We start from the raw sequence: 25522 nt of genomic DNA, 5'->3' as shown, positions 1-25522 counted from the left end.
CCGCACCGGACAACGACTCCTCGCCCTGGCAGCCGGCATCTGGCACAACTGGACCACCGGCGCCAAGATCAAACGATCCCTGATCGCCTACGACCACTGAGAACATCGGACTCACTCATCTAGAGGTCCCTCGGCCCCTGTGCGCGCGGGTCCCTCGGAGGCATCGTCGAAGGCGAAGGATCCGGCATGAGGCGGAGGTCTCCGTGATGAGCGGCAAACGGCATCTGTGGCGGTGGCGGAGCAATCCGCTGCGACGGCGCGAGGACGTCCTGGAGGCGTGGCTCGTGCTGGCCGTCTGGGCGGTCGTGGTGCTCGTCGGCGCGGTCGTCGCGCCGCTGGCGTTCCGCACCGCCGAGCACCGGTTCGCGGAGCAGCGCGCGCAACGCCATCCCGTACGGGCGGTCCTGACGGCCGACGCGCCGCAGGGCATCGCCGCGCAGTGGTCGGCGGACGGGCGGGTGCAGGACGCCGTGCGCTGGGTGGCGCCGGACGGTACGCCTCGTACCGGGCACACGCTGGTTGACCCGAGCCTGCCCCGGGGCACGACGGTGCATCTGTGGCAGGACGACCGGGGACGGCTGGTCACGACGGCGCCCACGGATCGTGCCGAGGGGCACATCGAGGCCGGTCTGCTCGCCGCCGGCGCCGCGCTGGTCGCCGCGGCCCCGGTGCTGGGCGCGGGCGCCTTCGCGCGGGCCCGTCTCGACCGGCGCCGACTGGCCCTCTGGGACCGGGAGTGGGATCTGGTGGGGCCCCGCTGAACAGCGCTCGCGCGGGGCGGCCGTCAGCTGTGCGGGACGTCAGCTGTGCGGGACGACCGCGACCGGGGCGGCGATGTGGTGCAACGCGGAGTGCAGGACATGGCCGAGGTGGAAGCCGAAGGAGCGGGTGCGGACGCGGCGGCCGACGGCCACGAGACAGGCGTCATGGGACTGGTCGACGAGAACCTGTGCGGCGCGGCCGCAGCGGCTCGCCTCGATCACCTCGACGTCCGGGTACCTCTGCCGCCAGGGGCGCAGCGCCTCGGTCAGCAGGGTGGCCTGCCCGCGCTGCAGGTCGTCGTAGAGTTCGGCGTCGCCGTAGAAGCGGTAGAAGGAGGTCGGTGGCTCGGGCCAGACGTGGACGGCGCGCAGCGGGACTCCGTGGCGCGCGGCGGCCTCGAAGGCGAACTCCAGCAGAGGTTCGGCCGGTTCGTCGACGTCGAGTCCGAGCACGACGGCTCCGGTGCCGGGCGGTGCGCCCGCCGGCTCCGTCCGCCGCCCGTCACCGGTCTCCTCCCCCGCCCGCACCAGCACCACCGGGCGTTCGGCGCGGGCCACGACGGCGAGGCTCACCGAGCCGACCAGGAACCCGCCGAGCCGGCCGAGGCCCCGGGAGCCCAGCACGAGCAGTTCGGCGTCGCCCGCGGCCTCGCACAGCACATCGGCCACGGTCCCCGTGAGCTGCGCGGTGCTCACGTCGAGGTCCGGATGGCGGGCCCGGAGGCCGGTGGCGGCCTCCTCGGCCATCCGCTCGGCCCAGCGCCGGTAGCTGTCGAGGTCGAACAGCGGGGTCCGGGCCGCCATCCTGGACATGGGCTCCTGGACGTACACGATCTTCAGGGGCAGGCCGCGCAGCAGTGCCTCGCGGGCCGCCCACTCGGCGGCGGCCCGGCTCTCGGGCGAGTCGTCGATGCCTGCGGTGACGGTTCGGGACATGGTCCGCGCCTCCGGGGTGGGTTCCGGTTCCGGCACCGGCGTGATGCCGCGGTGGTTTTTGGCACCGGCGTGATGCCGCGGTGGCGACCGGTGTCAGGTGCCCGGGGTGCGGAGGTTCTTCACCCCGGCCACGTCGGCGATCCGCTGGGTCTCCGCGAGCAGTCGCCGCGCGGTCGCCGCGGGCATCCGTCCGGTCAGTTCCACGATGCCGTCGCGCACGGCCACCTGCACGGCGTCCCGGTCGGCGCCCATGATCCCAGCCCATAGATCCTATTCGTCCCGATTCCCGGTGGTCGCGCCGAAGGGTCCCACGTGGTCGCTCCGAAGGGTCCCGCCGGGGGCCGATGGTCCCCTGGCAGGGCCTCCGGTTCCGGGCTTTCATGGAAGTCGCGGCGGCGCTCCGCCGCAGGGAGGAGATGGGGCGATGTCCGCTCCCGTACCCGCGCGCAAGGACGACCGTGACCCCGGCTCCGGCCGTCGGCCGATCGTGGTGGGGCTCGATCCCGACCCCGCCCGCCGGACGGCACCGGCCTGGGCGGCGGACGAGGCCGCCCGCCGCCGGCTGCCGCTGCGGCTGGTCCATGTCGAGGGCGTACCGACCCCCGGTGACCGCAGGACGGCGGTGCCGCCCTCCTGGGAGGGGTGGAACGAGGCGCTGCACGAGGCCGGGAAGAAGGTGCTGGAGGAGGCCGCGGAGTTCGTCACGGCCCGGCACCCGGGCTTGGAGGTGGACACGCTGCTCGCCGAGGGCGATCCGGTGTGGACGCTGTGCGAGCAGAGCCGCGACGCCAGCTCGCTCGTCCTCGGCTCGCACCACCTGAGCCGGCGCCAGGAGGTGTTCGGCTCCGCGTCGATCGCCCTCCCGGTGATGGCCCGCACGCGCTGCCCCCTGGTGGTCGTGCCCGAGCCGGAACACACCGCTCAGGACCCGCCGTACTACGTCGTCGGCGTCGACGGCAGCGAACGCTCGGCGGCGGCGGTCGACGTGGCGTTCGAGGAGGCGGCGCTGCGCGGCGCGGGGCTGCGGGCCCTGCTGGTGTGGGAGCACGGTCCGCTGCGGGTCTTCGACGAGCGCGGGCCGCAGGACGAGTCCCGGCGGCTGCTCTCCGAGATCGTGGCGGGCCGCCATGCCCGCTATCCCGAGGTGGACCTGCACCACGAAGTGATCGCGGGTCATCCGGTGCAGGTGCTCACCGAGGCCTCGGAACACGCGCTGGGCCTGGTGGTGGGCACGCGGGGGCGCGGCGGCTTCGCCGGCATGCTGCTGGGCTCGGTGAGCCAGGGCGTGCTGCACCACGCCCGCTGCCCCGTGATCGCGGTCCCGACCCACGGGTGAGCCGGGGCGCCGAGCCGGTACGAAGGGAGCCACGAGCCATCGTGACCGCAGGCGAGCCGTCGGCGGGCGTCCGGGCGCGGCCCGCTTCCGGCAAGCGGACCGGGTCCCGCCCGGTGGAGCCCGGGCGGGCGCCCAAAGCTGACCCGCGCCCGGTCACGGCTCTGACGGCTCAGGTCCGGTCGGTCTCGGTGGGCGGCAGCGGGTGACAAGGGGCCGGCCGGGGTTCGAGGTGCCGATGCTCCGGTGCGACCCGTGGCAGGACGGCGAGGCCGAGGACGGTGGCGGCCAGACAGGCGGCGGCGCCCAGGCCGAGCCCGGCCCGCGGGCCGAGGTGCTGGGCCACGACCCCGACGACGGGTCCGCCGACGGGGGTGCTGCCGAGGAAGGTCACCGACCACAGCGCCATCACCCGGCCGCGCAGGGACGGCTCGGCGACCAGTTGCAGGGTGGTGTTCCCGGTCGCCAGGAACGCGGTGCTCGCCGCGCCCACGACGGCGAGTGCCGCGAGCACGCCGGGCAGCCACGGAATGACGGCCGCCGCGGTGAGCGCGGCGGCGAAGAAGGCGGCGGCTCGGATCAGCGGGACCGTCCCGGCCCTGCCGAAGGCGGCCACGGCAAGCCCGCCGGCCACCGCGCCCAGGCCCATGGCCGAGGTCATGAACCCGTAGGTGCGCGCGTCGCCGTGCGCGCTCGTGCGGGCCAGCACCGGGAGGACCACCTGGAACTCGTAGGCGAGGGTGCCGATCAGCGCCATCATGGCCAGCGGCGCCCACAGCCCCGCGGTGCCGCGGACGTAGCGCAGCCCGGCCGCCAGCTGTCCCGGCCCCTTCTCGACGGGCAGGTTCGGCCGGGGCCGGTCGGCGCGCATCATGCCGAGGGCGAGCAGCACGGCGGCGAAGCTGGCGGCATTGGCCAGGAAGCACACGCCCACGCCGACGGAGGCGATCAGGATGCCGGCGAGCGCCGGGCCGACAGCGCGGGCGGCGTTGGTCGTCACGCTGTTCAGACCGACCGCGTCGCGCAGCAGATCCGGCCCGACCACCTCGGGCACCAGGGTCTGCCGGGTCGGGTTGTCGATCGCGTTGACCGTGCCCAGGGCGATCGCGAGGATCACCACGATCCACAGCCGCACGAGATGGGTGACGGTGAGCAGGCCCAGGATCAGGGCGAGCGCGGCCAGGGCCGTCTGGGTGGCCAGCAGCAGGCGGCGCTTGTCGGCGCGGTCGGCGACAAGCCCGCCGTACGGGCCGAGCAGCAGCACCGGCAGGAACTGTACGGCCACCACCAGCCCCAGCACCGTGCCCGAGCCGGTCAGGTCGAGGACCAGCCAGGACTGGGCCACCGCCTGCATCCAGGTGCCGACCAGACTCACGCACTGGCCCGTGAAGTACAGCCGGAAGTCGCGCACCCGCAGCGCGGCGAACGTCTCCCCCAGGCCGAGCGGCCTCATCCCGGCGGCGGGACCGGCGGCGGGACCGGGGACGGCCCCCGGCCGGAACCGGCGGTCACGTCCCGGCGGGCGCGTCCCGGACGTCGTCGGTCCGGAAGGTGAGGTCCCCGGACACCGACACCACCCCGTCGACCCCCCGGCACAGCTGCTCCACGACGGGGATCTGGCTCTTGAACTCCACGATGCCGGAGAGGGTGACCCGGCCGTCGCGCACGTCGGCCGTCACATCGCGGGGGTCCAGGAGCAGCGTGCCCCGCAGCAGATCCCGGTTGATCTCCTCACGGATCGCCTCGTCGCGGCGCAGGAAGATCCGCAACAGGTCGGCCCGGCTGACGATGCCCACGAGCCGGTCCGCCTCGTCCACCACGGGCAGCCGTTTGACGTGCTGGGTCTCCATGAGCCGGGCCGCCTCCACCACGGTCCACTCGGGCCGGGCGCACACCGCGGGAGCGGACATCAGTTCCTCGGCGCGTGCGCCCTCGGCCTTGGCCCGCTCCCATGCCTCCAAGTGCGGGACGGGGGCCAGCCCCGAAGGGTCGGCCTGATCGGCGCTCTTGCGCAGCAGATCGGCCTCGGACACCACGCCGATCGGCCGGTCCGTCTCGTCCACCACGGGTACGGCGGTGATGTCGTTCTCCTCCAGAAACCTCGCGAGCTCCTTGAACGAGGTGTCCCTGCGGGCCCGGACGACGTCCCGGGTCATGAGCTCCTCGACCGTGCGGTGGTGCATGTCGCCTCCCGGATACGGGGCGCCCACCTCGCGGAGACCGGGCTGCGGCGCCGTACGGCGGTGAGGCCCGCGTGGCAGGTCGGATACAGCACCATTCTGCGGAGAGTACGGCGATCATGCGAGCGCACTCCGGCGCCCGGCTCGGCGTCCGGGTGAGGCGTGCTCGCCCGGCCGGGAGGCGGAGGTCAGGCCTTCCAGGTGCCGATGCGGTCCACCCGGCGTAGCTGCTGGCGGGCCGTGGGCACGTCGAGGCCCTCGCCGCGTTCGGTGAGGCGGTCGGCGACGGTGGTTCGCAGTTCCAGGGGCTTCTGGTTGTCGTACTTGAACTTGGCGCGCACCTCGACCACATCCAGTTCCAGGCCGCGGATGCCCGGCAGCATCCGGCCGTAGGGCGGCTGGTCGACCTCGACCGGGCCGTGGTCGCCGTCGGGCTGGAAGTGCGCCAGCTGACGGCGCAGCAGCTCGGCCTTGGCCCGGGGGTCGTCGATGACGCGGGCGCGGCAGGTGAACTGGACGGACGCGTAGTAGCTGGTCGGCACGCCGTCGGTGGCCGGGACGCCGGGCGCGGCGCGCCAGGTGCCGGGGATGAAGGCGTAGTCGCCGCTGACGTCGAAGGTGACGTTCGGGTCGTGCTCGATCGCCTTCCAGACCGGGTTGGGCCGGGCGAGGTGGATCAGCAGCCGGTTGCCGTCGCTGACGAAGTGGGTGGGGACGACGACGGGCGCCGCACCGGGCAGACCGTTGACGCAGAGGTGTCCAAAGTCATGGCCGTCGGCGATCCAGGTCTGCCATTCGGCGTCGTCCAGACCGGCGTCCCAGGGCTGGATGAACATATGGGTCTCCTCGGCGGTGGTGCGGCGGGTCGGGCGACACCGGGCACGGCACGTCCCTCACCAGCGGCGGAACGAGTGGACCGTACAACAGCTCGACCGGGCAGCGTCAACCACTTGACCGTGCGGTCCATTTCACTGCACCACGGCGGTGGGAGGATGATCGGACCGCGGGGCTTCGTAAATCGATGTCCGGGGCGGACCCGCGCTGCGATCATGGAACGTCCCGTCGCAGCCGAGTCCACCGAGGAGCCCCGCCGTGCCTGTACCGGCCGATCCGACCGTCCTGCATCCGATGCCGGAGCAGCCGCGCGTCGTCCTGCTGAAGCCCCTGGTGAAGTCCCCGCTGATCGAGGTCGGGGAGTACTCGTACTACGACGACCCGGACGACGCGACCGCCTTCGAGACGCGCAACGTGCTCTACCACTACGGGCCGGAGAAGCTGGTCATCGGCAGGTTCTGCGCGCTCGGCACCGGTGTCCGGTTCATCATGAACGGCGCCAACCACCGCATGGACGGTCCCTCGACCTTCCCCTTCCCCACCATGGGCGGCTCCTGGTCCGCGCACTTCGACCTGCTCACCGGCCTGCCGAACCGAGGGGACACCGTCGTCGGCAACGACGTCTGGTTCGGGCACGGCGCGACGGTGATGCCCGGCGTGCGGATCGGCCACGGCGCGATCATCGCGACCGGCGCCGTGGTCACCGCGGATGTGCCCGACTACGGCATCGTCGGCGGCAACCCGGCGCGCCTGATCCGCACCCGCTACAGCGCCGAGGACATCGCCCGGCTGCTCGCGGTGGCCTGGTGGGACTGGCCCGTGGAGCACATCACCGAGCACATCCGCATCATCATGGCGGGGAGCATCGCCGAACTCGAGATGGCCGCCCCTCACGCGTGAGGAGCCGGAGAAGGACCCGGGTGCGTCGCGCCACGACATGATTCCGGTGCCGCGACGCCCGGGCACGGCGGGGGTCACGGGCATGCAGTTCACTCAGATCTACGGCTGAACGGGTCGGGGCCCCGCCCCGGTTCCCCTCCGCATGCCTCAACGCGTCCGCCACGACGACCGAGTTCCGGCGGCGCGCCGGCCTGCCGTACCCCTTTCGCCGTAGACCCGAGACGAGTGAGTCCCCTTGTCCTCCTCTTCCTCCCTGTCTTCGTCTTCCGCGTCGCGCCACCCTGCCCATATCGCCATGGTCGGCACCCCGATGGTCAGCCATGTCCTGCCCAGCCTCGCCGTCATCCGTGAGCTGGTGGCGCGCGGCCACCGGGTGACGTACGCCAACGACCCGGCGGTCGCCGACCTGATCACGGGCGCCGGCGCCGAATTCGTCCCCTGCCCGTCCGGACTGCCGTTCGCCGACAACATCTGGCCCGAGGACCCCGTCGCCACGATGGACCTCTTCCTCTCCGACGCCGTCCAGGCGCGCCTACGCCGGGCGCGCCCTCGCCGAGGCTCAGGGCCGACCGGTGCTTCAGCTGTCCCCGACGTTCGTGGCCTGGGAGGGCTACGCCGAGGAAATCGGCGCGCACATCCGGCAGTTGCCGGGCGCCGATGCCTACTGGGCGAGGTTCACCGAGTGGCTCGCCGGGTGCGGGGCGTCCTCGACCGATGTGGACTCCTTCACCGGCCGCCCCGCACGTGCCTTGGCGCTCATCCCCCGCGCGATGCAGCCGCACTCCGATCGCGTCGACACCAGCACCGTGACCTATGTCGGACCCTGCTTCGACCGGACGACGGACGCCAGGGAGGAGTGGACCCGACCGGCCGGTGCCGAGAAGGTGCTGCTGGTCTCCCTGGGCTCGGCGTTCACCCGGCAACCGGAGTTCTACCGCCGGTGCCTTACGGCCTACGGCAATCTGCCCGGCTGGCATGTCGTCCTCCAGATCGGTAAGTACACGGATCCTCGTGAACTCGGCGCCGTCCCGCCCGATGTCGAGGTCCACTCGTGGGTCCCGCAGCGGGCGATCCTCGACCGGGCGGACGCCTTCCTCACCCACGCCGGTATGGGCGGCTGCGGCGAGGGCCTGCTGGCGGGGGTCCCGATGATCGCCGTACCGCAGGCCGCCGAGCAGTTCATGAACGCCGACCGGCTGGTGGAGCTGGACCTGGCCGGGGACCCGGAGGTGGCACACCGCTCGGCGCGACTGAGTGCCGGGGCACGGGCCGAGGGCGGCACCGGGCGGGCCGCCGACCTACCTCATCGAGGAGATGCCGGGCTGACTCTCCCGGGGACCCTGGGTCAGGACGCGAGCTTGCGCGCCCGCCTGATCGGTTCCCCCACCCGGTGCATATGGGTGAGCGCCTCGCGGTAGGACCGGGTCAGTCCGGTCTCGTGGTACGACACGCCTATCTCCGCGCAGTACGCCCGCACGATGGTCCGGGCCCGGCGCAGATGGGGCGTGGGCATGCTCGGGAACAGGTGGTGCTCGATCTGGTAGTTGAGCCCGCCGAGCATCACATCGGTGAGCGGGCCGCCGCGCACATTGCGGGAGGTGAGCACCTGGCGGCGCAGGAAGTCGGGCCGTTCGTCACCGCTGAGGGTCGGCATGCCCTTGTGGTTCGGCGCGAAGGTGCACCCCAGATAGACGCCGAACAGGCACTGGTGCACGGCGAGGAACGCCACCGCCTTCCCCGGGGAGAGCACCAGGAACAGCGCGGACAGGTAGGCCGCTATGTGGAGGAAGAGCAGGGAGCCCTCAAGGAGCCGGTTCTTCATCGACGGCGAGCGCAGCGCGCGGACGCTCGCGACATGCAGATTGAAGCCCTCCAGGGTCAGCAGCGGGAAGAACAGGAACGCCTGGTGGCCACCGATGAGGCGGGCCACGCCCTTGCTGTCGCGGGCCTGGCCGGTGGACCACACCAGGATGTCCGGGGCGACATCGGGGTCGAGTTCCTCGTGGTTCGGGTTGGCGTGGTGGCGGGTGTGCTTGTTCATCCACCAGCCGTAGCTCATGCCGATGGCGAGGTTGCCGAAGAGCCGGCCCCATGTCTCGCTCGGCCGGCGCCGCCGGAACACTTGCCGGTGAGCCAAGTCATGCGCCACCAGGGCGACTTGGCCGAAGGCCAGGGACAGGAAGGCGGCGACCGCGAGTTGCCACCAGGTGTCGCCGAGCGCGGCGAAGGCTCCCCAGCCCGCCGCCAGCAGCGCGATCACCAGGCCGAGCCGCACCGTGTAGTAGCCGGGACGCCGCTTCAGCAGACCCGCCTCGGCGATGCGCTGGGAGAGTACGGCGAAGTCGCTGCCGACCCGGGACGGAGAGGTGCGGGAAGGGGCGGCAGGTGGTCCGGCGACCACGGACGCGTCGGTGGAAATCGTCATGCGTCGAGTCTCCCGACGGCCGTCCGCCCGAGACAGCCTGCCAGCCACCGGACCGACCGGGGGCTGTCCCCCGGTCGGGTCAGGGGGGCTACCACCCCGGAGCCGTCCGGCTTCGCCGAACGGCCGCTCCGGGGCGGTCGGTGCGGGGCGTCAGGAGTCGGACGGGGGCTTGTACAGGCGCACCGTGGCGGCGATCTTCCGTACCGTCTCGTCCGTCACCTCGCCGGAGACGCCCTTGGCGCCGAAGAAGGACCAGGAGACCAGGTCACCCTGGGCGTTCTTGAAGGCGAAGGTCCACGCCTTGCCGTCCGTCACGCACTTCTGGGACTTCTTCACCCCCGCGGACCAGGCGCTGCCCAGGTCTCCCTTGAGGCCGGAGGTGGTGGTGAAGGGTTCGACGGTGCCGGACTTCACCTTGGTCTCGTCGGGCTGGGTGTAGGCGCCGAAGACCCAGGTCCTCGGGTCGGCCCCGGCTATCTGCTCGGTGCTGCGGGCCCCGTTGTTGCGCCTGCTGCCCGCGGTGGCCAGGGCGGTGTCGTCCACCGTGCCGTTCTTGTCGGTGTCCGCGGAGCACCACTTGGGCTGGAGGGACGCGGGGGCCTGCACGCCGATGAGCGGCTTGTCGTCGGGGTCCTCGTTCTTGGACACGTAGGTGACCCAGTCGGGGGTCTGCAGCTTCCACTGCGGCGGCACGTCGAAGGCGATGCCCTGGGCCGGGTTGGTGACGACCTTCCAGCCCTTGACCGTGGCGGTACGGCCGTCGGGGCCGCGCGGGTTGTCGGTGCTCTGCTGCGACGCCCCGGTCGGGGCCGGGGTGGGGCCCGGGTCCACCTGGTCGTGCTTGTTTCCGCCGAGCAGTACGAAGCCGGTGACGCCCGCGGCGACGACGACCGCCGCGGCGGCGATGACCGCGACGAGCTTGGTACGGTCCCGGCCGCCACCGCCGCCCGTCGGCGGGGGCACGGGCGGGCCGGCCGGTCGGGTCGGCGCGTTCCAGGGTGGGGGCTGCTGGTAGGGGTTCGGCTGGTGGTACCCGGCCTGCTGATACGGGTTCGGCTGATGTTCGACCGGGGGCTGCTGCGGCTTCTGTCCGCCCCCCGGTGGCTGCTCTCCTGGCCACATGCGAGGCAACGATACGGCGGACGCCCCCTGCCCTCGGACGGGGGTGATCGACGCGGGAGCCCGTCTCCACGCAGGTCCGCCCACCGCCGGGCACACCGGGGCGAAGGCGCGTACATCCGGCTCGGCGGATACCTACGATGACGCCGACGACGGTCCGAGGAAGGGGAGTTGACCATGGTGGCGGACGAGGGTGAGCAGACGCCGAGCATTGCCCGGGTGTACGACTATCTGCTCGGCGGTAGGGACAACCACCCGGTCGACCGGGAGATCGGCGACCACTTCAAGGTGAACCTGCCGGGGTCGGTCGCCATCGCCCACACCAATCGAGGGGCGCTGATCCGCGCGGTCCGCACCCTCGCGCGCGGCGGCATCCGGCAGTTCATCGACCTGGGGAGCGGGCTGCCGACCGCCGAGCCTGTGCACCAGGTCGCCCAGCGCCATCGGCCCGGGGCGGCCGTCGTCTACGTCGACACGGACCCGACCGTCCTCACGCACGGCCGGGCGCTGCTGGCGGAGAACGGGTCCACGGCCCTCGTCAAGGGCGATGTCCGCGACCCCGGCGCCCTTCGCCACCATCCGGAGGTCGAGCGGCTGATCGACCTCGGGCAGCCGGTCGGCATCATCCTCAGCGCCGTCCTGCACCACCTCAACGACGACGAGGACCCGGCCGGGATCGTCCGCTACTGGGCCGAACTGATCGCGCCCGGCAGCCATGTCTTCATCTCCCACTTCCGCTCCGGTCACCACGAGGAGACCGAGGCCGCCCAGGCCAAGCTCATCGACACCTTCGGCCGCGGCCGCTGGCGCACGGACGCCGAACTCCACGCCCTCTTCGGCACCTTGACCCTCCAGCCCCCGGGCATCGTGCCCGCCGTCCGATGGCGGCCCGACCCCTCGGAGGAGATCCGGACACCCACCGTCTGGGAACAGCTCATCGCGGCGGGACTGGCCAGGAAGGCATAGACGTCTCCCGGCCGAAACAGCTCGCCGACCGGACGGCGGGCATTCCCGTGACACGACAGCCGTACAGGGGAAACTGTACAGGTGAGGCTGTACAGCTTAAGGTGCGGGGTATGAGTGAGAATCCGAGTCTGTCGCCGTCGGCGGTCGAGGCGTCGCGTGAGGTCCGCGCGGTGATCAGCCGATTGCGGCGGCGCATCCTGAAGGCCTCCGAGACCGAGGACATCACCTTGGGGCAGGCGTCCGTGCTGGCCCGGCTGGCCGACAAGGGCGGTGTCACGGCGAGCGAGCTGGCCACGGCCGAGGGGGTGCGGCACCAGTCGATGACAGCGATGGTCGCCGCGCTCCTCGCGCTGGGGCTGGTGGAACGCGCCCCCGACCCGGACGACGGGCGGCGGCTGCTGATCGAGCTGACCGCGGCGGGCCGGCGCCGGGTGGAGAAGGGGCGGCAGGCCCGCACGGAGTGGCTCGCCGGCCGGTTGCAGGAGCGGTGCACGGAAGAGGAACGCCGCAATGTGATCGCCGCCATGGCCGTACTGGAACGGCTGACCCATGACTGACACGGAGCCGGGGGCGATACGGAAGACGGACCAGCCCGGATTCGACCGGCGGCTGCTGCCGCCGATGATGCTGGGCTCGGTCCTGAACCCGATCAACTCCACCATCATCTCCGTCGCGCTCGTCCCCATCGGCAAGGCCCTGGGCGCGCCGGCCTCGCAGACCGCGTGGCTGGTGTCCGCCCTCTATCTGGCCACCTCGCTGGGGCAGCCGGTCGTGGGACGGCTCATCGACCTCTTCGGGCCGCGCAGGCTCTTCCTCGCGAGCACCGGCCTCGTCGGGATCGCCGGTGTCGTCGGCACCCTGGCCCCGAACATGGCGGTGCTGATCGTCGCCCGTGTCCTGCTCGGGTTCGGTACCTGCTCCGGCTATCCCGCCGCGATGGCCCTGGTGCGCAGCGAGGCCAAGCGCACCGGGCGGGACAGTCCCGGCGGGGTACTGACCGCGCTGGCGGTCGCCAACCAGACCATCGCGGTCATCGGCCCGCTGCTCGGCGGGCTGCTGATCGCGGTGGGCGGCTGGCGGGCCACCTTCGCCCTGAACGTGCCGCTGTCCGTCGCCTCCGTGGTGCTGGGCCTGCTCTGGCTGCCCAGGTCGGCGCCCGTGACGGACGATCCGGCCGAGCGACGCGGGCCTCTGGTCTCCCAACTCGACCTGCCCGGCATGGTCCTGTTCGCCGCGACGCTCACCTCGCTGCTGCTGTTCCTGATGAACCCGCATCCGCGGGACTGGTATCTGCTGGTGATCGCCGCCGCGCTGGGCGCCGGGTTCGCGGTGCGGGAGCTGCGCGCCACCGCCCCCTTCATCGACCTGCGGGTGTTCGGCGGCAACACGCCGCTCCTGGCCACATATCTGCGCGCGCTCGTCGCGTACGTCGTCGCCTACGCCTTCCTCTACGGCTTCAGCCAGTGGACCGAAGAGGGCTACGGACTGTCCCCCTTCCGCGCCGGGCTGGTGCAGATCCCCACGTTCCTGGTGGCGATCGGTGTCTCGATCGTCTCCGGACGGCGGCCGGGCGTACGCGGGAAGCTGCTGGTCGGCGCGGCGGGGCAGATCGTCGCCTGTCTGCTGATGCTCACGCTCGGCGGGAGCAGCCCGCTGTGGACGCTGTTCCTCGTCACGCTGGTCTTCGGCATCCCGCAGGGGCTGAACAATCTGGCCCTCCAGAACTCCGTCTACTTCCAGGCCGATCCCGAGCGAATCGCGTCCTCGGCCGGGCTGCTGCGCACCTTCGCCTACATCGGCTCGATGATCGCCTCCTCCGCGGCCGCCGCCTCCTTCGGGAAGCACATCGACACCGGCGGTATGCACCACCTAGTCTGGATCATGCTCGCCGCAGGCGCGCTCTACCTGCTGCTGAGCGTCTTCGACCGCTCCCTCGGCCGGGCCCCGGCCCCGGGCACCCAGGCGGCGAAGTAGCCCCGGAATCCCCCCCCGAAGGCCGAAGACGCACCACCGTAAGACCGCACGACCGTACGAAAGGCACCACCATGCCCCGCACCGCTTTACTGCTCATGGACCTCCAGAACTGCCATGTCCCCCAGGTGGCCGAGGACTACCTCCCCCGTGCCGTGGCAGCCCTGCGTACCGCCCGCGCCGCCGGTGTCCCGGTCATCCATGTGGCGCTCCAGCTGCGTACCGGGCATGTCGACGCCCACCCCTTCAACAAGACCTTTGGTGGCCTGCCGCCGCACCTGTTCACGGCGGACGACCCCGGTACGGCCATCCACCCGGATGTCGCCCCCGTGGACGGGGAGATCGTCGTGTACAAGAACCGGGTCAGCGCGTTCACCGGAAACAATCTCCAGCAGATCCTGGGCGCCCAGGGCATCGACCATCTCGTCCTGGCGGGCATAGCCACCAGTGGGATCGTCCTGTCCACCGCGCTCCAGGCCGCCGACCTCGACTACCGGGTCACCGTTCTGTCCGACGCCTGCGCCGACCCCAAGCCCTCGGTGCACGACACTCTCGTCAGCGACGTCCTCACCCAGCGGGGCGAGGTCACGACGGTCGAGGCATGGGGACATACGCTCCACACCGGCGCCTGAGCGGGCTGCGGCCGGTCGGTCGTCCCCGGCCCGGCCCCGGACCGACGACGACCGGCCTGCTGTCGCCCGCACCGAGGCCCACGTCGAGGCCCGGCGTGGTGCGGCCGGCTCAGGTCTGGCGCATCGGCGCGTACTCCGCCTCCTCCAGGCCGAAGGTCCAGGCGACACCCTCCCGTGCCGTGCGGGTGCGGGGCGGGACGCGGAGCCAGTAGGTGCGGTGGGTGCCGTCGGGTTCCGGGGTGGAGTTGACGACCTCGACCATCACCTGTGGTTCGTCACCCTCCAGTTCGAGGCGCCAGAGCACGCCCGTCTCGTCCCGCTGGACCGGTGCGGCATCGGACTCCTTCAGGTAGCGGTCGTAGCCGTAGTGCTCCAGCATCACACGGCGCAGTTCGGCGTTCTCCTCCTCGCGTATGCGCCGGGGCGTCAACTCGGCGAGTCCGTCGAGGAATTCGGCCGGGACCGGCATGCCGCGCCAGGCGTACAGGGCGAAGCCGTCGGGAAAGGCGAGCGCGGGGCCGTCGCCGCGGTCGAGCCGGCCCGCCTCGTCCAGGTGCAGTGCCACGGGACGCTCGCAGACGACCGCCGTCTTCTCGTACGGCCACCACCAGCCCGCGGCGCGGGCCACCGCGGCGATCCCGGCCAGGGCCTCCCCGCCCTCCTGACCGTCGAACGCCGCCAGCCACGCGGCGTCGTGCTGGCCCAGGACGGCGTCGAGGAGCGTCAGGCGGACGGCCTGCTCCGCCGCCGCCGCTTCCTTCGCCGCCCCCTCATCGACCGGGGTACCGATCGCACCCCTCGAAGCGGCCGCGGTGACGGCCAGTTCCTCGATCAGTCCGGTCCGTATCCGCTCGGTCAGCATCACCAGGCCGTCCCACAGCTGAGCCCCGGTCAGGGCCCAGTGCTCGGCCCAGCCGTCCGAGCCCAGCCGGTCGAGCAGCTGCCGTCGGGCGGTCGCCCACGGCCGGGTGCGTACCGCGTCACGGACGCTTCGCCCGGCCGTGCCCTCCGCCGCGAGCCGGGCGACCAGGGCCGCGCCCTCGCGGGGCGAGTCCGCCCAGACGACGGTCCCGGGCTCGGGCAGTCCCGCCAGCCGGTAGGCCAGGCGCACGCCCTCCTCGGCGGCCGCGCGGTCCGCGGGACCGGTCGCCGAGGCCACCGCCCGCCAGGTGTGGGCCATCTCCGCCGTCGTCACCGCGCCGCTCCCCGCCGTCATCGCTGCCTCGACTCCCCCGCCCACCGCACTCATCGGCCTCCCGGCATCCCCGCCGACCACATCCATCGATCCCCCGACTCCCCCGCCGACCGCACTCATCGAACCCTCGACTCCCCCGACAACCGCCGCCATTGATCCCCCGGTGTTCCCGCCGACCGCCGCCGTCGATCCCGCGACTCGCCTGCCGACCGACACCATCGGTCCCCCGTCTTCCTCACCGACCGCCGTCACTGTCTCCGTCCCCGTTTCCCCGCCGACCGCCGTCACCGTCGCGTCCCGCCCTCTCAGTCGGCCACGACGCGGACCGCGCCGGGTACGTACTCGCGCTGGCGCACCACGCGGTACCAGCCCTTGGGCAGCGGTATCGCGGCGTGTTCCTCGTGCACCACCCGTCCGCCGTCCGGGAGATGGAGATAGGCGGTGCCGAAGGGCCCGGTCTCGCGGACCAGGGTGCCCGGGCCGACCACGGCGTGCGCGTGGCCGGTGACCTCGCCGAGGGCCAGCACCAGCCTGCCCCGGGCGTCCCTCGGCTGGCGCGGCAGCCGGTCGGTGCCGGGCGGCACGGCCTCTTTCGCGACGGGCACGATCAGGACGTCTCCTTGCCGGTACACAGGTGTCTCCCTTCCCCGTCGGCACCTCGCCGACCGATGACCACGACGCTACGCGGAGGGTCTGACAACGGCCCCGCGAGCGGCTTTCCCACAGCCCGTCATCCGCGTTGTCAGTGCGGGTTGGTAGAACTCTTGCAACCACCGCACGATCACGGTCCAGGAGGCCAGCGCGTCATGTCGAACGTCGAGCATCTGAAGGAACTGCACGGCCTCCCGGCCTTCGAGTTCGAACCCGAGCCGAAGGGGGAGCTGCCGCAGGCCGGTGCCGTGGCGTGGCGGGTGGCCGTCGATCCGTACGGCGACTCGGACATCGCCTTCGAGGAACTGTGGGACCGCTTCCTGGAGACCGTGGATCCCGCCGGAATACGCGCGATCATCGTGGGCCCGTGGGGCGAGGCGTACGACAACAGCTCCGAACTCGTCGTGAACCGCCTGGTGCGGGACCGGGAGCGGCTGACCGGTCTGCGGGCCGTGTTCATCGGTGACCTGGAGATGGAGGAGGCGGAGATCTCCTGGATCGAGCAGTCCGACGTCACCCCGGTCCTCGCCGCCTATCCGCGGCTGGCGGAGCTCGGCATCCGCGGCGGCTCCGGGCTGCGCTTCCCCGCGGTGCGCCATGAGCACCTGCGCACCCTCCGGTTCGAGACCGGCGGTCTGCCCGGCGAGGTCGTGCGCGGTGTCGCAGGCAGCGAACTCCCCGCGCTGGCGCACCTCGACATGTGGCTCGGTGTGTCGGAGTACGGCGGCGACGCGACGGTGGCCGACCTCGCCCCGTTCCTCTCCGGGGGCGGCTTCCCGGCGCTGCGCCATCTCGGCCTGCGCAACAGCGAGATCCAGGACGAGATCGCCACCGCCGTGGCCGGCGCCCCGGTCGTCGCCCAGCTGACCTCGCTCGACCTGTCCATGGGCGTGCTCACCGACGAGGGCGTGATCGCGCTGCTGGACGGCCAGCCGCTCACCCATCTGACCAAGCTCGACCTGCACCACAACTACGTCACCGAGCCGGTGGCCGAGCGGGTCCGGGCCGCGCTGGAGCCGTCCGGTGTCGAGCTCGACCTGTCCGAGCCCGGCGACACCTGGGAGCACGAGGGCGTCGTGCACCGCTACACCGCGGTCGCGGAGTGAGGCCGGCATGACCTTCGCCGAGCACTTCGAGACCTTTCACGGACTGCCTGTCTTCACGCTGCCCGAGCCGGGTGAGGACGCGCTTCCGGCCGCGGGCGGCGTGGCCTGGCGGCTGGACTGCTTCGAGGCCGGGGACATCCCCTTCCCCGAGGTGTGGCAGAGCTTCACGGACCGGGTGCCGAGCGCGGAGGTCCGGGCGCTGGTCATCGGGCCCTGGTGGGAGGACGAGTACAGCGAACTGCGTCCGGCACTGGAGCTGATCCTCGCCGACGCCGGGCGCTTCCCCGCGCTGCGCGCCCTGTTCCTCGCCGATGTCACCGGCGAGGAGTGCGAGATCTCCTGGCTCCAGCTCACCGATGTCACCCCGGTCCTGGAGACCTTCCCGCTGCTGGAGGAGCTGGGCGTGCGCGGCGGCGACTCGCAGGGGCTCGGCGAGGAGCCCCTGTCGCTGCGGCCCGTACGACATGAGGCGCTGCGGGTGCTGCGGTTCGAGTCGGGCGGCCTGCCCGGACAGGTGGTGCGGGCGGTCGGCGCCTGTGAACTGCCCGCCCTGGAGCGGCTGGAGCTGTGGCTCGGCGTGCAGACGTACGGCGGCGACGCGACGGTGGCCGATCTCGCGCCGATCCTCGCCGGGGGCCGTTTCCCGGCGCTGCGCCATCTCGGCCTCCAGGACAGCGAGGTGCAGGACGAGATCGCGGCCGCGATCGCCGCCGCGCCGGTCGTGGCCCAGCTGGAGTCGCTGAATCTGTCGATGGGCATCCTCACCGACGCCGGTGGCGAGGCCCTGCTGCGCGGCCAGCCGCTCACCCATCTCAAGCGGCTCGACCTGCACCACCACTTCCTCGGCGACGCCATGGCCGAGCGGATCGAGGCGGCCGTCGGCTCCGCCGGGACCGAGGTGGACCTGTCGGGACGTCAGGAGCCGCACCGGTGGCAGGACGAGGAGTGGCGCTATGTCGCCGTCTCCGAGTAGCCCGGCGCCCGGCGGGGGCCTCCGGTTCGCCGTCGTCGGCAACCCCGAGAACCGGCGGACCACCATGTTCGCCGACGCCGTACGCGCCGCTGGGCATCCGGCACCGCGCGTGCTCGCCTGGGGTGACGTGCTGCGCGGCCGGTACGACTTCGCGCCGGGCGAGTGGGTGCGGATCGACTCCCCCGGTGAGAACGCCGAGGTCGACCGGCTCCTGCGGGACGTCGACGAGCCGACCCGGGTCGAGGGCACGGCGCTGTGGTACCGCCGTTTCACCTCCGTGGTAAGGGAGTTGACGCGGGCGGCACAGCAGGCGGGAGCGGTGCCGAGCGCGGACCCGGAGGAGGTCGCCGTGATGTTCGACAAGCGGCGCTGCCATGCCCGGCTCGCCGCCGCCGGTGTCCCGGTGCCGCCCGCGCTGACCGGCCCGTTCGACGGCTGGGACGGGCTTCGGCGGCGGCTCGGGGAGGCCCGTTTCTCGCGGGCGTTCGTGAAGGCGGCCCATGGCTCGTCGGCCTCCGGTGTGGTGGCGCTTTCGGTGGCGGGCCCGGGGCGGGTGAAGGCGACGACGTCCGTGGAGCGGACCGAGGACGGCCGGCTGTACAACTCGCTGCGGGTGCGGGACTACACCTCGGAGCGGGAGGTCGCCGCCCTGGTCGACGCGCTGGTCCCGGACGGCGTCCATGTGGAGCGGTGGCTGCCGAAGGCCATGCGGGACGGCCGGGCGGCCGACCTACGGGTGGTCGTGATCGCGGGCCGCGCCACGCATGCCGTCGTACGGACCAGTCGGCACCCCATGACCAATCTGCATCTCGGCGGCGCCCGGGGCGATCTGGACGCGGTCCGCGCGGCGATCCGGGCCGCGGGCGGCGACTTCGCCGAGGTCCTGGAGGTGGCCGAGCGGGCGGCCGGGTGCTTCCCGGGCACGCTGTGCGTCGGCGTGGACATCCTGCCGAGCACCGGATGGCGCCGCTTCACCGTCGGCGAGGTGAACGCCTTCGGGGATCTGCTCCCCCGGCTGACCGGCCTCCCCGGCAGCGGCGCCGAGCACCTGGACACCTACGCCGCGCAGGTCGCCGCGGCCCGGGCCGCCGTACAACCGGCGGAACAGGCCGGATGGCGGCCCGAGCACGTCGTACAACCTCCGGAACCCGTCGCACGACCCCTACAGCAGGTCGTCCGGCGGCCGGAACACGAGGAGCACCACCATGACATCCCCGCTTGACATGACCGAGATCGTGGGCAGCCACGATCTGCTGCTGGTCACGCTCGACACCCTGCGCCACGACGTCGCGCAGGAGCTGGCGGCGGCCGGGCGCATCCCGAATCTCGCCCGGCATCTGCCGGGCGGCACATGGGAGCGCAGGCACGCGCCCGGCAGTTTCACCTACGCCTCCCATCAGGCGATGTTCGCGGGATTCCTGCCGACGCCCGCCGCTCCGGGTCCGCATCCGCGGCTGTTCGCCGCCCGTTTCGCGGGCAGTGAGAGCACCGCGCCGGGCACCTTCGTCTACGACACGCCCGACCTGGTCTCCGGTCTGGCCGCCGTGGGCTATCGCACGGTGTGCGTCGGCGGGGTGGGCTTCTTCAACAAGCAGGGCCCGCTGGGCTCGGTGCTGCCGGGGATGTTCCAGGAGAGCCACTGGGAGCCGGAGTTCGGGGTGGCCTCCCCCACCTCGTTCGAGGCCCAGGTGGCGTGCGCCGAGAAGGTCGTCGCCGGTCTCCCCGCGGACCAGCCGCTGTTCCTGTTCGTGAACGTGTCGGCGCTGCACCAGCCCAACTGGTTTCATCTGCCCGGCGCCACCAAGGAGGCGGGCGACACCCGGGAGTCCCACGCGGCGGCCCTGGAGTACGTGGACCGGCACATGGGCCGGCTCCTGGCCGCCGCCTCCGCGCGCCGCCCGTGCCTCGCGATCGTCTGCTCCGACCACGGCACCGCGTACGGCGAGGACGGCTACACGGGCCATCGCATCGGCCATGACGTCGTCTGGACCGTCCCCTATGCCCACTTCTTCGTCGACGAGGCCCGATGACCAGCGCCACCGAGACGGCCGCCGCCGTCCGCCCGTACCAGCAGTACGTATACGCCTATCCGCACAAGACCGCCTACCGCCCGCTGCCCCGTGCGCGGGCGTCGTTGCGCGAGCTGTGGGCGGACGAGCCGAAGGGCACCCTGTCGCTCTACTTCCACATCCCGTTCTGCGAGGTGCGCTGCGGTTTCTGCAACCTCTTCACCCGGATCGGCGCGCCGGACGGCCTGACCGGCGCCTATCTGGACGCGCTGGAGCGGCAGGCGTCGGCGGTGCGCGAGGCGCTGGGCGAGGGGGCGCGGTTCGCGAACGCGGCCTTCGGCGGCGGCACTCCGACGTTCCTGGAGGCGGCCGAGCTGGCGCGGCTGTGCGATCTGGCCGAGCGCGGACTGGGCGCCGATCTGGCCGCGATCCCGCTGTCGGTGGAGGCCTCGCCCGCCACCGCGACCGCCGACCGGCTGGCGGTGCTGGCCGAGCGGGGCACCACCCGGCTGAGCCTGGGCGTGCAGAGCTTCGTGGACGCCGAGGCGCGCACCGCCGTACGACCGCAGCGGCGGGCGGACGTGGAGGCGGCACTCGCCCGGGTCCGCGAGGCGGGGATCCCCGTCCTCAACATCGATCTGATCTACGGCATCGACGGCCAGACCGAGGAGTCCTTCACCCGTTCCCTGGACGCGGCCCTCGCCTGGCGGCCGGAGGAGCTGTATCTGTATCCCCTCTATGTGCGCCCGCGCACCGGTCTCGGCCGGCAGCGCGAGCGGGCGATGTCCGCCGACGCCGAGCGGGTGGTGAGCGCCGACGCCGAGTGGGACGAGCAGCGGCTGCGGCTGTACCGGCACGGCCGGGACCATCTGCTCGCGCACGGCTACGAGCAGGTGTCGATGCGCATGTTCCGCCGCGCGGACGCCCCGGACACCGGTGCGGGCGACTACGCGTGCCAGACGGACGGCATGGTCGGACTCGGCTGCGGCGCGCGGTCGTACACCTCCCGGCTGCACCACTCGTTCGACTACGCGGTGGACATGCACCGCATACGCGGGATCATCGACACGTACACCGCCCGCTCCGCCGACGACTTCCGGCACGCGGACTTCGGCTGGGAGATGACCGGGGACGAGGCGCGCCGCCGTCATCTGCTCCAGTCGCTGCTCCAGGCCGAGGGCATGCCGGTGGCCGGGTACCGGGACCGGTTCGGCAGCGCGCCGGGCGACGACTTCGCGGCCGAACTGGACCGGTTCGCCGGGCGTGGCTGGCTGGACGACTCGGCGGGCCCCGGGCTGCTGCGGCTGAGCCCGGAGGGGCTGGCGCATTCGGACGCGGTGGGCCCCGAGCTGTTCTCCGCCGCCGTGCGGGCGCGGATGGCCGCCTACGAGGTGAAGTGACGGCACACGCATGGATCTGACGATTCTCTACCGGGGCCCGCTGGCGTCGTGCGACTACGACTGCCCGTACTGCCCGTTCGCCAAGCGGCGCGACAGCCGCGCCCAACTGACCGCCGACCGTGCCGCGTTGGAACGGTTCGCCGACTGGGCGGCCGCGCAGCGGGGCGACCGGCTCTCGCTGCTGTTCACCCCGTGGGGCGAGGGCCTGGTGCGGTCCTGGTACCGGCGAACGCTGGTGGAGCTGAGCCGGTTGCCGCACATCCGCAGGGTGGCGATCCAGACCAACCTCAGCTGCCGCACCGACTGGCTCACGGCCGCCGACCCGGACACGCTCGCCCTGTGGTGCACGTACCACCCGGGGCAGACACCGTACGAGCGTTTCCTCGCCAAGTGCCATGACCTGGCGGCCCGCGGGGTCCGGCACAGCGTCGGCGTGGTCGGCCTGCCCGAGCATCTGGAGCACGCCCGGCGGCTGCGCGCCGAACTGCCCGAGCGGGTCTATCTGTGGGTCAACGCCGCCGAGGGGCACACCTACACCGACGCCGAGGCCGACGAGTGGACCGCGCTGGACCCGCTCTTCCCGTACAGCCGCCATCCGCACCGCAGCGCGGGCCTGCCCTGCCGTACCGGGGAGTCGGTCATATCGGTCGACGGGGAGGGCACGGTGCGCCGCTGCCACTTCGTCCGCGCGGAGCTGGGAAACCTCTACGACGGCTCGTACCGGCGGGCGCTGCGGCCCCGGGCCTGTCCGCTCGCGGTCTGCGACTGCCACATCGGCTATGTCCATCTGGAGACGCTGCCGCTGTACGACGTGTTCGCGGGCGGGGTGCTGGAGCGGATACCGGCGCCGGATCCGGGTCGGGGCGCGGTCAGCGGCGGTCGAGGCGGCATCGTCGTTGGCATGCCATCGCCACCGCCATGAGCACGGCCGGGACCGTCGTGCCGCCCAGCGGCAGTCCCAGGTGCGCGGCATGGGGCTGCCGCACGGAGCGGCCCTCGGTGGTGGACACGAAACCGCCGAGGGCGAGCACCGTGGCGTGGGCATAGGCGCCGAGCGCGGTCCCGGCGGCCTCGGTGGCGGTCCCACACCCCGGTGTAGGTGCCCGCGCGGGCGCGGCCACGCGTCTCGGCGGCCGCCGGCGCGTGGGAGCCGGCGCGTAGGAGCCGGCGACGAAGACGGCCTGGGAGAGCAGCGGTCCGTTCTGTTTGCCGATGCGTCTGGACACGCGCAGCCAGCCGGGTCCGGTGACGGTCGCCGGAGCCAGGAAGGCGCCCATCAGGGCGGCCGTGTGGCCTCCGGCGGGCACCGCGCCTACGCTCGGATGGCCCTGCTGCTGGCCGGAATCCTCGCCGCCTCCCAACTGGTGGCGCTGGCCGGTGGTGCGCAGGTTCCCGGCGACGCAGCAGCCGGGAGTTCGGGACAGGCCCCTGGAGACGGGAGAACAGGGCGGTCCACGCCGCCGTCAGCCACAGCCCCACCCGGAGCAGGCCGCGCCGGTGCCCCGTGCGGCGTGCCCGACGGTCCGTCAGGGCGCCGAGGAGGGGGTGCACGAGGACGTCCACGAGCTTCGGCAGCAGCAGGGTGGTACCGGCGAGGACGGCGGGGACGCCCATGCCGATCGAGCCGGTCGCGTACAGGTGAGGTCGGCGGTTCGGGGGCGGGTCGCGGTGTCGTGCTCCCCCCGTCCCGCGGGTCACCGTGGTCACCGCGGTCATGGCGTCTCGCGGTGGCGTCTGACGACACCTGCGGCCAGTTCGGCGCCCTCGAAGGCGCCGGAGCGGGCGCGGGCGGCGAGAGTGCGGGCGACGATCCGATCGGTGAGGGCGGGCAGATGGCGGGCCAGGAAGAACTCGACGGCGCCGCGGCGGGTGGTGGCCAGGTCGCGGCGCACCCGGCGGCCCAGGGCGGCGCGGAGCACGGTGTCGACCACGCCCGCCAGCGGCTCGTAGCTGCTCATGCCCTCCAGGGAGAGCCCGGCCTCGGCGGTGGAGTCGTGGATGGGGCTGCGCACCGCCGACGGGTAGACACAGGTCACGCCCACGTGGGTGCCGAGTTCCAGGCGCAGCGCGTCGGCGTAGGCGACCAGCGCGCGCTTGGAGGCGCCGTACGCGGCGGCGAGGGGCAGCTGCATGGCGGCCATCCGTGAGGAGACCATGACGATCCGGCCGCGGGACGCCACCAGAGCGGCCACACTCGCGGCGGTCACCCGCCAGGCGCCGAGCAGATTGATGTCGAGCTGGCGCCGCACCTCGTCCCCGGGCGGGAGCTCGGCCGGGGCGGGTCCGCCGATCCCCGCGTTGTTGACGAGGAGGTCGAGGCCGCCGAGCCGGTCGATCGCGGCGGCGACGGCGCTCGCCGTACCGTCGTCGTCGGTGATGTCGCAGGCGAGCACCTCGACCGGGTCGTCCGGGCAGGGTGCGAGATCCAACCCGACGACATGGGCGCCGAGTTCGGTGAGGCGGGCGCAGATGGCCCGGCCGAAGGTGCCGGAGGCGCCGGTGACGAGGACGCGGAGGCCGTCGGCGTCGCGCGCTCCTCCGCGCCGGGCGGATGCGGTCTTCACGCGGGGCTCCCTTCGCGGGCCGGGGCGGTGAACGGACGGGCGCCGCGCCGCAGTCGGGCGCGCCCGGCCGCGATCTCCCTTGGTATGTCGGCGAGATACCGGTCGAAGTCGATGCGCAGGTGCGGACGACGGTCGCCCCAGCGGGCGGTCGCGGCGCGCAAGGCCCGGTCCACGCTGCGCCGTTGCTCCTCGGGCGAGGGCAGGGCGTAGCCGCCGGAGAAGCAGGCGGCGGCCAGCTTCGCCTGGGCCTCCACCACGGGCAGTGCCGCGCCCGTGGACTGCATGAGTCCGACGAACGCGAGGCTCGGGTCCTCCAGGTGGAAGACGCGCCGGTAGAGCGGGAGTTGCTCGGGGTCCTCGCCCACCCAGCGGGGGCTCAGGAAGGGGATGTGGACGCGGTAGCCGGTGGCCCACACGATGATGTCGACCGGTTCCGAGCGGCCGTCGGTGAAGACGACGGTGTCCCCGTCCAGCCGTTCGATGCCGGGTCGGGCGGCGACCTCGCCATGGGTGAGGCGGTGCAGGATGGTGTCGCTGACGGTGGGGTGGTTCTGGAACAGGCCGCCCGCCGGTGCGGGCAGGCCGTAGCGCTGCGGGGTGCCGACGGCCAGCCGCAGCATCGTCTCCGCGAGGCGCTGACGCAGCCGCCAGGGCAGGGCGGCGAGGGCGCCGCCGGTCGCGTCGGAGGGCCGTCCGAAGAGGTACTTGGGGACGATGTGCACACCGCGGCGGGCCGACAGCAGCACCGGACCGCGGGCGACGTAGGAGGCGTCGACGGCGATGTCCATCGCGGAGTTGCCCATGCCGACGACGAGCACCCGCCGGTCCCGGAAGTCCTCGGGGCCCCGGTAGTCGTGGGCGTGCGTCTGGCTTCCGTCGAAGGTTCCCGGGTACGCCGGTTCGGGCCAACGGGGGTGCCAGTTGTGGCCGTTGGCGACCACGACCGCGTCGTACCGGTCCGTCCCACCGGATCCGGTCGTCACGGCCCAGCCCTGCGCCGAGCGCTCGACGGAGGCGACCGCCGTGCCGAACCGGATGTGCTCGGTGAGGCCGAACTCCCGGCTGTAGTCGGCGAGATAACCGGCGACGAGGTCGGCCGACGGGTAGTCCGGCCAGTGCCGCGGCATGGGGAAGTCGGCGAACTCGGTGCGCCCCTTGCTGGTGTTGAGGTGCAGCGAGGGATAGGCCGGGGACAGTCCGCTCGCGTTGTCCCGCGCCCACAACCCGCCGGGCCGGTCGCCCTGTTCATGGGTGACGACCTCCGCTCCCGTGTCGAGCAGGGCCTTGGTGGCGGCGAGGCCGGCCGCACCGGCGCCGATCACGGCGACGCGGCGGGGTAGGGGCATGGTGGATCTCCTGAGGGACGGAGTGGGTGCCGCAAAGGCCCGGGGCGGGATCTGCCGAAACCCGGCGCGGGATCGGCCCGAGCCCGGCGCGGATACCGCCGGAGCCCGGCACGAGTGCCGCCGAGGCGCCTCGCGGACGCGGTCGACGCCGACGCGCACCGCCGCCGCCCGCCGCGTTGTGGCTGGGCCCAACCGTAGGGGCCGTTCACCTCGCCGAACAT

25 protein-coding genes and 3 pseudogenes are annotated in these 25522 nt (G+C 72.8%); 15 read left to right on the top strand and 13 right to left on the bottom strand.

The features are described 5' to 3' along the window. Positions 1-100 (top strand): annotated as a pseudogene (locus ACLF5H_RS07695) (IS982 family transposase); the annotation flags it as partial. A 106-nt stretch (positions 101-206) separates the two neighbouring features. After that, positions 207-761: a hypothetical protein gene (locus ACLF5H_RS07690; RefSeq protein ID WP_421675309.1), complete on the top strand. Its 555-nt coding sequence runs from the start codon at positions 207-209 to the stop codon at positions 759-761. Between the two features lie 39 nt (positions 762-800). Here the strand turns inward: ACLF5H_RS07690 and ACLF5H_RS07685 are convergent, their stop codons facing one another. Then, positions 801-1697 carry a universal stress protein gene (locus tag ACLF5H_RS07685; RefSeq protein WP_421675308.1) on the bottom strand — a complete coding sequence of 299 codons (897 nt, stop codon included), beginning with the start codon at positions 1695-1697 and terminating at the stop codon, positions 801-803. A gap of 93 nt (positions 1698-1790) precedes the next feature. Continuing rightward, positions 1791-1949 carry a hypothetical protein gene (locus tag ACLF5H_RS07680; RefSeq protein WP_421675307.1) on the bottom strand — a complete coding sequence of 53 codons (159 nt, stop codon included), beginning with the start codon at positions 1947-1949 and terminating at the stop codon, positions 1791-1793. Between the two features lie 172 nt (positions 1950-2121). Between ACLF5H_RS07680 and ACLF5H_RS07675 the strand changes: the two genes are divergently transcribed. Further along, entirely contained in the window at positions 2122-3033 is a 912-nt protein-coding gene (locus tag ACLF5H_RS07675) for a universal stress protein (protein WP_421675306.1), read from the top strand. A 169-nt stretch (positions 3034-3202) separates the two neighbouring features. Here the strand turns inward: ACLF5H_RS07675 and ACLF5H_RS07670 are convergent, their stop codons facing one another. The 3 genes from ACLF5H_RS07670 to ACLF5H_RS07660 form a co-directional block, all read right to left on the bottom strand. Then, positions 3203-4483 carry an MFS transporter gene (locus ACLF5H_RS07670; RefSeq protein ID WP_421675305.1) on the bottom strand — a complete coding sequence of 427 codons (1281 nt, stop codon included), beginning with the start codon at positions 4481-4483 and terminating at the stop codon, positions 3203-3205. A gap of 55 nt (positions 4484-4538) precedes the next feature. Further along, positions 4539-5213 (bottom strand): CBS domain-containing protein, encoded by a 675-nt coding sequence (locus ACLF5H_RS07665; protein ID WP_421675304.1) that lies wholly within the window; start codon positions 5211-5213, stop codon positions 4539-4541. A gap of 185 nt (positions 5214-5398) precedes the next feature. After that, a complete protein-coding gene (locus ACLF5H_RS07660; RefSeq protein WP_421675303.1) occupies positions 5399-6046 on the bottom strand; it encodes an FMN-binding negative transcriptional regulator in 648 nt (215 codons plus the stop codon). A gap of 292 nt (positions 6047-6338) precedes the next feature. Here ACLF5H_RS07660 and ACLF5H_RS07655 point away from each other — a divergent pair, with 292 nt between their 5' ends. Further along, on the top strand, positions 6339-6944 hold the full coding sequence (locus ACLF5H_RS07655) for a CatB-related O-acetyltransferase (RefSeq protein WP_421675317.1): 606 nt from the start codon (positions 6339-6341) through the stop codon (positions 6942-6944). A gap of 295 nt (positions 6945-7239) precedes the next feature. After that, positions 7240-8362, top strand: a pseudogene (locus tag ACLF5H_RS07650) (nucleotide disphospho-sugar-binding domain-containing protein). Here ACLF5H_RS07650 and ACLF5H_RS07645 read toward each other — a convergent pair. Further along, on the bottom strand, positions 8290-9369 hold the full coding sequence (locus tag ACLF5H_RS07645) for a fatty acid desaturase family protein (protein WP_421675302.1): 1080 nt from the start codon (positions 9367-9369) through the stop codon (positions 8290-8292). The pseudogene ACLF5H_RS07650 and the gene ACLF5H_RS07645 overlap by 73 nt on opposite strands. A gap of 150 nt (positions 9370-9519) precedes the next feature. Continuing rightward, a complete protein-coding gene (locus ACLF5H_RS07640) occupies positions 9520-10491 on the bottom strand; it encodes a hypothetical protein (protein WP_421675301.1) in 972 nt (323 codons plus the stop codon). Between the two features lie 174 nt (positions 10492-10665). Here ACLF5H_RS07640 and ACLF5H_RS07635 point away from each other — a divergent pair, with 174 nt between their 5' ends. The 4 genes from ACLF5H_RS07635 to ACLF5H_RS07620 all read left to right on the top strand — a co-directional run bounded on the left by ACLF5H_RS07635 (position 10666) and on the right by ACLF5H_RS07620 (position 14057). Then, positions 10666-11454: an SAM-dependent methyltransferase gene (locus ACLF5H_RS07635; RefSeq protein WP_421675300.1), complete on the top strand. Its 789-nt coding sequence runs from the start codon at positions 10666-10668 to the stop codon at positions 11452-11454. Between the two features lie 110 nt (positions 11455-11564). Continuing rightward, a complete protein-coding gene (locus tag ACLF5H_RS07630; protein WP_421675299.1) occupies positions 11565-12011 on the top strand; it encodes a MarR family winged helix-turn-helix transcriptional regulator in 447 nt (148 codons plus the stop codon). After that, positions 12004-13428: an MFS transporter gene (locus ACLF5H_RS07625; protein WP_421675298.1), complete on the top strand. Its 1425-nt coding sequence runs from the start codon at positions 12004-12006 to the stop codon at positions 13426-13428. Before ACLF5H_RS07630 ends, ACLF5H_RS07625 begins: the two co-directional genes overlap by 8 nt. Positions 13429-13499: 71 nt before the next feature. Then, positions 13500-14057, top strand: coding sequence for a cysteine hydrolase family protein (locus tag ACLF5H_RS07620; RefSeq protein WP_421675297.1), 558 nt, complete (start codon positions 13500-13502; stop codon positions 14055-14057). A gap of 109 nt (positions 14058-14166) precedes the next feature. Here the strand turns inward: ACLF5H_RS07620 and ACLF5H_RS07615 are convergent, their stop codons facing one another. Both ACLF5H_RS07615 and ACLF5H_RS07610 read right to left on the bottom strand, forming a co-directional pair. Continuing rightward, a complete protein-coding gene (locus ACLF5H_RS07615; RefSeq protein ID WP_421675296.1) occupies positions 14167-15273 on the bottom strand; it encodes a DUF6745 domain-containing protein in 1107 nt (368 codons plus the stop codon). A 284-nt stretch (positions 15274-15557) separates the two neighbouring features. Beyond that, complete coding sequence (locus ACLF5H_RS07610) at positions 15558-15884, bottom strand: hypothetical protein (RefSeq protein ID WP_421675295.1); 327 nt, start codon at positions 15882-15884, stop codon at positions 15558-15560. A gap of 174 nt (positions 15885-16058) precedes the next feature. On the opposite strand from ACLF5H_RS07610, the gene ACLF5H_RS07605 reads away from it, so the two are divergent. From ACLF5H_RS07605 to ACLF5H_RS07580, 6 genes are read left to right on the top strand one after another with little or no spacing between them, the layout of a single operon-like run. Beyond that, complete coding sequence (locus tag ACLF5H_RS07605; protein WP_421675294.1) at positions 16059-17009, top strand: STM4015 family protein; 951 nt, start codon at positions 16059-16061, stop codon at positions 17007-17009. A 7-nt stretch (positions 17010-17016) separates the two neighbouring features. After that, positions 17017-17982, top strand: coding sequence for an STM4015 family protein (locus ACLF5H_RS07600; protein ID WP_421675293.1), 966 nt, complete (start codon positions 17017-17019; stop codon positions 17980-17982). Then, positions 17963-19204, top strand: coding sequence for an STM4014 family protein (locus tag ACLF5H_RS07595; RefSeq protein WP_421675292.1), 1242 nt, complete (start codon positions 17963-17965; stop codon positions 19202-19204). Before ACLF5H_RS07600 ends, ACLF5H_RS07595 begins: the two co-directional genes overlap by 20 nt. 1 nt (position 19205) lies before the next feature. Beyond that, the gene (locus ACLF5H_RS07590; RefSeq protein ID WP_421675316.1) at positions 19206-20012 is read left to right on the top strand and encodes an STM4013/SEN3800 family hydrolase; all 807 of its coding nucleotides are present in this window, start codon (positions 19206-19208) and stop codon (positions 20010-20012) included. Then, on the top strand, positions 20009-21391 hold the full coding sequence (locus ACLF5H_RS07585; protein WP_421675291.1) for an STM4012 family radical SAM protein: 1383 nt from the start codon (positions 20009-20011) through the stop codon (positions 21389-21391). Before ACLF5H_RS07590 ends, ACLF5H_RS07585 begins: the two co-directional genes overlap by 4 nt. Positions 21392-21401: 10 nt before the next feature. Further along, positions 21402-22313 carry an STM4011 family radical SAM protein gene (locus ACLF5H_RS07580; protein WP_421675290.1) on the top strand — a complete coding sequence of 304 codons (912 nt, stop codon included), beginning with the start codon at positions 21402-21404 and terminating at the stop codon, positions 22311-22313. Here the strand turns inward: ACLF5H_RS07580 and ACLF5H_RS07575 are convergent. The 4 genes and pseudogenes from ACLF5H_RS07575 to ACLF5H_RS07560 form a co-directional block, all read right to left on the bottom strand. Continuing rightward, positions 22261-22698: a hypothetical protein gene (locus ACLF5H_RS07575; RefSeq protein WP_421675289.1), complete on the bottom strand. Its 438-nt coding sequence runs from the start codon at positions 22696-22698 to the stop codon at positions 22261-22263. The genes ACLF5H_RS07580 and ACLF5H_RS07575 overlap by 53 nt on opposite strands. 133 nt (positions 22699-22831) lie before the next feature. Next, positions 22832-23005 (bottom strand): annotated as a pseudogene (locus tag ACLF5H_RS07570) (MFS transporter); the annotation flags it as partial. A 98-nt stretch (positions 23006-23103) separates the two neighbouring features. Beyond that, on the bottom strand, positions 23104-23955 hold the full coding sequence (locus ACLF5H_RS07565) for an SDR family NAD(P)-dependent oxidoreductase (protein WP_421675288.1): 852 nt from the start codon (positions 23953-23955) through the stop codon (positions 23104-23106). Then, positions 23952-25301, bottom strand: a complete 1350-nt coding sequence (locus ACLF5H_RS07560; protein ID WP_421675287.1) for a flavin-containing monooxygenase — start codon at positions 25299-25301, stop codon at positions 23952-23954. Before ACLF5H_RS07560 ends, ACLF5H_RS07565 begins: the two co-directional genes overlap by 4 nt. Positions 25302-25522: the final 221 nt, after the last annotated feature.

Origin of the sequence: Streptomyces sp. LaBMicrA B280 (assembly GCF_049222185.1) — a bacterium.
GTDB classification, from domain to species: Bacteria; Actinomycetota; Actinomycetes; order Streptomycetales; family Streptomycetaceae; genus Streptomyces; species Streptomyces murinus.
Note: the sequence above shows the minus strand (reverse complement) of the source record. Positions and strands in the feature narration are given on the sequence as shown.